Annotated in this window: 5 protein-coding genes; all 5 read left to right on the top strand. The window is 68.3% G+C overall.

Going from position 1 to position 6673, the window contains the following annotated elements; translation table 11 throughout:
* Nucleotides 1-1203, top strand: a complete 1203-nt coding sequence (gene lpxB, locus C1H66_RS22390) for a lipid-A-disaccharide synthase (RefSeq protein WP_102630078.1) — start codon at nucleotides 1-3, stop codon at nucleotides 1201-1203.
* Complete coding sequence (gene rnhB, locus C1H66_RS22395; protein ID WP_102630079.1) at nucleotides 1200-1814, top strand: ribonuclease HII; 615 nt, start codon at nucleotides 1200-1202, stop codon at nucleotides 1812-1814. The genes lpxB and rnhB overlap by 4 nt, the downstream gene beginning before the upstream one ends.
* A 23-nt stretch (nucleotides 1815-1837) precedes the next feature.
* Nucleotides 1838-5338, top strand: coding sequence for a DNA polymerase III subunit alpha (gene dnaE, locus C1H66_RS22400; RefSeq protein ID WP_102630080.1), 3501 nt, complete (start codon nucleotides 1838-1840; stop codon nucleotides 5336-5338).
* 129 nt (nucleotides 5339-5467) lie between these two features.
* Nucleotides 5468-6421, top strand: coding sequence for an acetyl-CoA carboxylase carboxyl transferase subunit alpha (gene accA, locus C1H66_RS22405; RefSeq protein WP_102630081.1), 954 nt, complete (start codon nucleotides 5468-5470; stop codon nucleotides 6419-6421).
* 48 nt (nucleotides 6422-6469) lie between these two features.
* The coding region (locus C1H66_RS22410) for a PP-loop family protein (RefSeq protein ID WP_276308858.1) at nucleotides 6470-6673 on the top strand (204 nt) is incomplete at its 3' end.

Consider the following 6673-nt stretch of genomic DNA (forward strand, 5'->3'; position numbering starts at 1 on the left):
ATGACGGTTCGACGCGTCTACCTCGTCGCGGGCGAGCTTTCCGGCGATATCCTCGGCGCCGGCTTGATGCGCGCGCTCAAGGCGCGCCACCCGCGCGTCGAGTTCCGTGGCATCGGCGGCCCGCGCATGATCGCCGAGGGCATCGACAGTCGCTTTCCCCTGGAGACCCTCTCGGTGATGGGCCTGGTCGAGGTGGTGAAGCACCTGCCCGCGCTGATCCGGGTCAGGCGTACCCTTCGGCAGGATGCGCTCGACTGGCGGCCCGATATCATGGTCGGCATCGACGCCCCCGACTTCAACCTGGGGCTGGAGCGTCAGTTGCGCGAGGCCGGCATCACCACCGCCCACTACGTCAGCCCCTCGGTGTGGGCCTGGCGCCAGGGCCGGGTCAAGGGCATCGCCAGGTCCGTCGATGCCATGCTCACCTTCCTGCCTTTCGAGGCGGCCTTCTACGCTCGCCACCGGGTGCCGGTGGCCTTCGTCGGTCATCCGCTGGCCGACGAGTTGCCACTGGCCAACGATCGCACCGCCACGCGACGTGAGCTGGGACTGGCGCCCGAGGCGCCGGTACTTGCCGTGCTGCCGGGCTCCCGGGCCAACGAGATCCGCTTCCTCGGGGCGACCTTCCTCGACGCCGCCGAGAGGCTCTGTGCCTCGCGTCCCGAGCTGCGGGTGGTGGTGCCGGCGGCGACGCCCAAGCGCCGCGAGGAACTGGAATCGCTGCTGGTGATGCGGCCTGGCCTGGCCGAACGGCTGAGCCTGCTCGACGGCCAGGCCCGGGAGGCCATGGTGGCCTCCGACGCGGTACTGCTCGCCTCGGGCACCGCGGCGCTGGAAGCGATGCTCTGCCATCGCGCCATGCTGGTGGCCTACAAGATGGCCCCGGCGACGCACTGGTTGGCCAGGCGGTTGGTCAAGACCGAGTGGATCTCGCTGCCCAACCTGATCGCCCGCGAGACGCTGGTGCCGGAACTGATCCAGGAGGCGGCGACCCCGCAGGCAATCGCCGAGCGCCTCGGCGCCATGCTCGACGACGCCGAGGGGCGTGCGGCCCTGGAGACGCGTTTTGCCGAGATGCATGCGCGGCTACAGCGTGACGCCAGCCGCCGCGCGGCCGAGGCGATAGAGGCGCTGGTGGAGGGGCGCGCGCTGCCCGAGAGCGTGTCGGCCCTGGAGGCGACGCCCGAGGGGGTAGGCCAATGAGCCGCGTGCGTGACCTGCCGCCACTGGAGATCGGCTATCGCGGCACCCGCCTGGCCGGGGTCGACGAGGTCGGGCGCGGCCCCCTGGTGGGTAGTGTGGTGGCGGCGGCGGTGATCCTCGACCCGGCCCGGCCCATCGCCGGGCTCTCCGACTCCAAGCAGTTGAGCGCCCGTCGGCGCGAGGCGCTGGATGCCGAGATCCGCCGCCGGGCGCTGGCCTTCGCCGTGGCCGAGGCGAGTGCCGCCGAGATCGACGAACTCAACATCTACCATGCCACCCACCTGGCGATGCGGAGGGCCATCGATGCCCTGTCGGTGGCCCCGGAGTATCTGCTGGTGGACGGCAATCGCCTGCCCGGGCATCATGTTCCCGGCCAGGCGGTGGTCAAGGGCGATGCCCGTCATCCGGCCATCGCCGCCGCCTCGATACTCGCCAAGGTGGCCCGGGATGCCGACATGGTGGCGCTGGATGCCCGCTATCCCGACTATGGCTTCGCCCGCCACAAGGGCTACCCGACCCGCGAGCACCTGGCCGCCCTGGAGCGCCTCGGCGCGCTTCCCGAGCATCGCCGCTCCTTCGGCCCGGTCAGGCGTCAGCTGGCGCTGTTCTGAACCACCAAACCCTTGAGTTCAACATGACCACGCCCTTCGTACATCTCCGCGTCCATACCGAATACTCCCTGGTCGATGGCCTGGTGCGGCTCAAGCCGCTGATCCAGGCGGCGGTGGCGCACGAGACGCCGGCGCTGGCGGTCACCGACGAGGCCAACCTGTTCGGCCTGGTCAAGTTCTACAAGGGCGCCGAAGGCGCCGGCCTCAAGCCGATCATCGGGGCCGATCTCTGGCTGTCCAACCCCTTCGACGAGGAGCACCCTTACCGGTTGACCCTGCTGGCGATGAACGACGTCGGCTATCGCAACCTCACCGAGCTGATCTCGCGGGGCTGGATGGAGGGGCAGCGCCAGGGCCGGGCGTTGCTCGACAAGGCCTGGGTGCTGGAGGCGAGCGAGGGGTTGATCGCGCTCTCGGGCGGTCGCGAGGGCGAGATCGGCCGGCACCTGCTCAGCGATCACCACGACGAGGCGCGCGCCCTGCTCGAGGGATGGAACGCCGCCTTCCCCGGGCGCTTCTATCTGGAGCTGATCCGCACCGGCCGGCCGATGGAAGAGGAGTGCGTGCACCTGTCGGTGGACCTGGCCATCGAGACCGGCACTCCGGTGGTGGCCACCAACGATGTGCGCTTCCTCGAGCGCGACGACTTCTGGGCCCACGAGACCCGGGTCTCCATCGGCGAGGGCAAGGCGCTCGACGACAAGCGACGCGAGCGGCGCTACACCGAGGAGCAGTACCTCAAGAGCCCCGCGGAGATGGCCGAGCTGTTCGCCGACATCCCCGAGGCGCTCGAGAACAGCGTGATGATCGCCGCACGCTGCAGCGTGGGGGTGCGCCTGGGCGAGATCTTCCTGCCGGAGTTCGAGATTCCCGAGGGCATGACCCAGGACGAGTTCTTCCGCAAGGTCTCCCACGATGGGCTCACCGAACGCCTCGATTTCCTCTATCCGGCCGAGAAGTACCCCCGCGACGGCGCCGAGTTCGCCGAGATCGACGCCCGCTACCGGCAGCGCCTCGACTTCGAGCTCGACATCATCATCCAGATGGGGTTCCCGGGTTACTTCCTGATCGTGATGGACTTCATCCAGTGGGCCAAGGACAACGACGTCCCGGTAGGGCCGGGGCGGGGCTCCGGTGCCGGCTCGCTGGTGGCCTACGCGCAGAAGATCACCGATCTCGATCCGCTGGAGTACGACCTGCTGTTCGAGCGCTTTCTCAACCCCGAGCGGGTCTCGATGCCCGACTTCGACGTCGACTTCTGCATGGAGAAGCGCGACCGGGTGATCGACTACGTCGCCGACCGTTACGGCCGCAACGCTGTGTCGCAGATCGTCACCTTCGGCACCATGGCCGCCAAGGCGGTGGTGCGCGACGTGGCCCGCGCCCAGGGCAAGCCCTATTCGCTGGGTGACAAGCTCTCCAAGCTGATTCCCTTCGAGGTCGGCATGACCCTGGCCAAGGCCATCGAGGCGGAGCCGGCGCTCAAGGAGTTCGTCGAGAATGACGAGGAGGCCGCCGAGATCTGGGAGATGGCGGTCAAGCTCGAGGGCATCACCCGGGGCACCGGCAAGCACGCCGGCGGCGTGGTGATCGCGCCCACCAAGCTCACCGACTTCTCGCCGCTGCTGTGCGACGAGGAGGGCAACGGCCTGGTCGTGCAGTTCGACAAGAACGACATCGAGGAGGCCGGGCTGGTCAAGTTCGACTTCCTCGGCCTGCGCACCCTGACCATCATCGACTGGGCGCTGGAGATGGTCGACAAGGTGCGTGCCGTCAAGGGCGAGGGGCCGCTCAACATCGACAGCATCCCCCTCGATGACGGGCCCACCTTCGAGATGCTCAAGCGCGCCGAGACCACGGCGGTGTTCCAGCTCGAATCGCGCGGCATGAAGGAGCTGATCAAGCGCCTGCTGCCCGACTCGCTGGAGGACATGATCGCCCTTGTCGCCCTGTTCCGCCCGGGGCCGCTGCAGTCGGGCATGGTCGACGACTTCATCAACCGCAAGCACGGCCGCGCCGAACTCTCCTATCCCCACCCGGACTACCAGCACGAGTGGCTCAAGCCGGTGCTCGAGCCCACCTACGGCATCATCCTGTATCAGGAGCAGGTGATGCAGATCGCCCAGGTGCTGGCCGGCTACAGCCTGGGTCAGGCCGACATGCTGCGCCGCGCCATGGGCAAGAAGAAGCCCGAGGAGATGGCCAAGCAGCGCGCCGGCTTCATGGAGGGCTGTGCGGCCAACGGCATCGACAAGGAGCTGGCGGGTAACATCTTCGATCTGGTGGAGAAATTCGCCGGTTACGGCTTCAACAAGTCCCACTCGGCGGCCTACGGCCTGGTCTCCTACCAGACCGCCTGGCTCAAGGCGCACTATCCCGGCCCCTTCATGGCGGCGGTGATGTCCACCGAGATGGACAACCTCGACAAGGTGGTGCCGCTGATCGAGGAGTCGCGGCGCATCGGTCTTACCGTGACACCACCGGACGTCAATATCGGCGGCTACAAGTTCACCGTCGACACCGAGGGCCGGGTGGTCTACGGCCTGGGTGCCATCCGTGGCGTGGGCGAGGGGCCGATCGGTGCCATCGTCGAGGCACGCGAGGCCGATGGGCCGTTCGCCGATCTGTTCGACTTCTGCCGACGGGTCGACCCCCGGCGCATGAACAAGCGCACCCTGGAGGCGCTGATCCGCTCGGGGGCACTGGACACCCTGGGGCCGAACCGCTCGGTGCTTGCCGCTGCCCTGGACGACGCCCTCAAGGCCGCGGCCCAGAGCCAGGCCAACCAGAGCCTGGGCATGATCGACATGTTCGGCGAGGCCTTCGCCGACGAGGCGGCCGGGGATGCCTATGCCGACTACCTGACGGTGCGCGACTGGACCGACAAGGAGCGCCTGGCCGGCGAGAAGGAGACCCTGGGGCTCTATCTGACCGGCCACCCCATCGACGAGTACGAGAAGGAGCTCGAGCGCTTCGTTTCCACTCGCATCAGCGATCTCCGGCCCTCGCGGGAGCCGCAGCGGGTCGCCGGGCTGGTGATCGGCGTGCGCACCATGAAGTCCAAGCGCGGCGACACCATGGCCTTCGTCACCCTGGACGACCGCACCGGGCGCATCGAGGCGTCGCTGTTCGGCGAGCTCTATGACCAGCTGCGCGGCCAGATCGAGGCCGACCAGGTGCTGATCGTCGAGGGCGAGGTGGCAAGCGACGACTACTCCGGCGGCCTGCGCCTGCGCGGCAAGGAGGTCACCCCCATGGTGGCGGCTCGCACCCGCTACGGCCAGGCGGTGGAGCTGTCCCTGGACGGCGCCCGGGCCAACGGCCGGCTGGTCGACAGCCTGCGCGACAGCCTCGCTCCCTGGCGTGACGGCGATGGCCTGCCGGTGCGGCTGCGCTACCGCAATGGCGAGGCCGTCGGCTGGCTGGAACTGGCCGATGAGTGGAAGGTCTCCCCCAGCGACGAGCTGCTGATCGCCCTGCGCGAGGTGCAGGGGCAGGATGGCGTGCGGCTGAAATACCGCTGATACCGTTCCGGAGCCGCCTTGCGTGGTTCCGTCAGGGTGCGATAATGCCCGGCATTCGATACTTGTCGCTCGGGACGCCACGAGGAGGTGGCCACCCCGGCGACAGAAGACGACAAGGCGCTAGCCCATATGAATCCCAACTATCTCGACTTCGAACAGCCCATCGCCGAACTCCAGGCCAAGATCGAGGAGCTGCGCCTGGTCGGCAACGACAGCCAGGTCAACCTCAACGACGAGATCGGCCGGCTCGAGGAGAAGAGCCGCAAGCTCACCGAGTCGATCTTCAGGGACCTGACCCCCTGGCAGGTCTCCCAGCTCTCGCGCCACCCCCAGCGCCCCTACACCCTCGATTACCTCGAGCATGTCTTCACCGACTTCGACGAACTCCATGGTGATCGCAACTTCGCCGACGATGCCGCCATCGTCGGCGGCGTCGCTCGCCTCGACGACCGCCCGGTGATGGTGATCGGCCACCAGAAGGGCCGCGACGTCAAGGAGAAGGTGCGCCGCAACTTCGGCATGCCGCGTCCCGAGGGCTACCGCAAGGCGTGCCGCCTGATGGAGATGGCCGAGCGCTTCCGGATGCCGGTGCTGACCTTCATCGATACGCCGGGGGCGTATCCGGGCATCGATGCCGAAGAGCGCGGCCAGAGCGAGGCGATCGCCTACAACCTGGCGGTGATGTCACGCCTCAGGACGCCGATCATCGCCACCGTGGTGGGCGAGGGCGGTTCCGGCGGGGCGCTCGCCATCGGCGTGTGCGACGAGCTCGCCATGCTGCAGTACTCCACCTACGCGGTGATCTCGCCGGAGGGCTGTGCCTCGATCCTGTGGAAGAGCGCCGAGAAGGCCTCGGATGCGGCCCAGGCCATGGGCATCACCGCCGAGCGGCTCAAGGAGCTGGGCTTCGTCGATACCCTGATCGAGGAGCCCCTGGGCGGCGCCCACCGCCACCCGGTGACCACCGCCGAGCGGGTCCGGGACTCGCTGCGTGAGAGCCTGGATCGCCTCGACGCCATGGACAGCGACGCCCTGCTCGAGCGGCGGTATCAGCGGCTGATGAGTTACGGTAGCCCGGCCTGAGTCGGGGTGATCCTTCGGGATCCTCGGTGCTTTGTTCAAGAGCTCGCCATGTCCCTTCAGCTTCTTGTCGATGACGCCCTGGCCCAGACCCCGCCGGGGCGTTGTGTCTGGGTCGCGCTCTCCGCTGGGCTCGACTCCTCGCTGCTGCTGACCCTGGCCGCCGATGCCTGCCGGCGCCACCCCCGTCCGCTCCATGCGCTGCATGTGCACCATGGCCTGCAGGCCGCCGCCGATGGCTTCGAGGCCCACAGC

It is taken from the genome of Halomonas heilongjiangensis (genome assembly GCF_002879645.1).
GTDB lineage: Bacteria > Pseudomonadota > Gammaproteobacteria > Pseudomonadales > Halomonadaceae > Halomonas > Halomonas heilongjiangensis.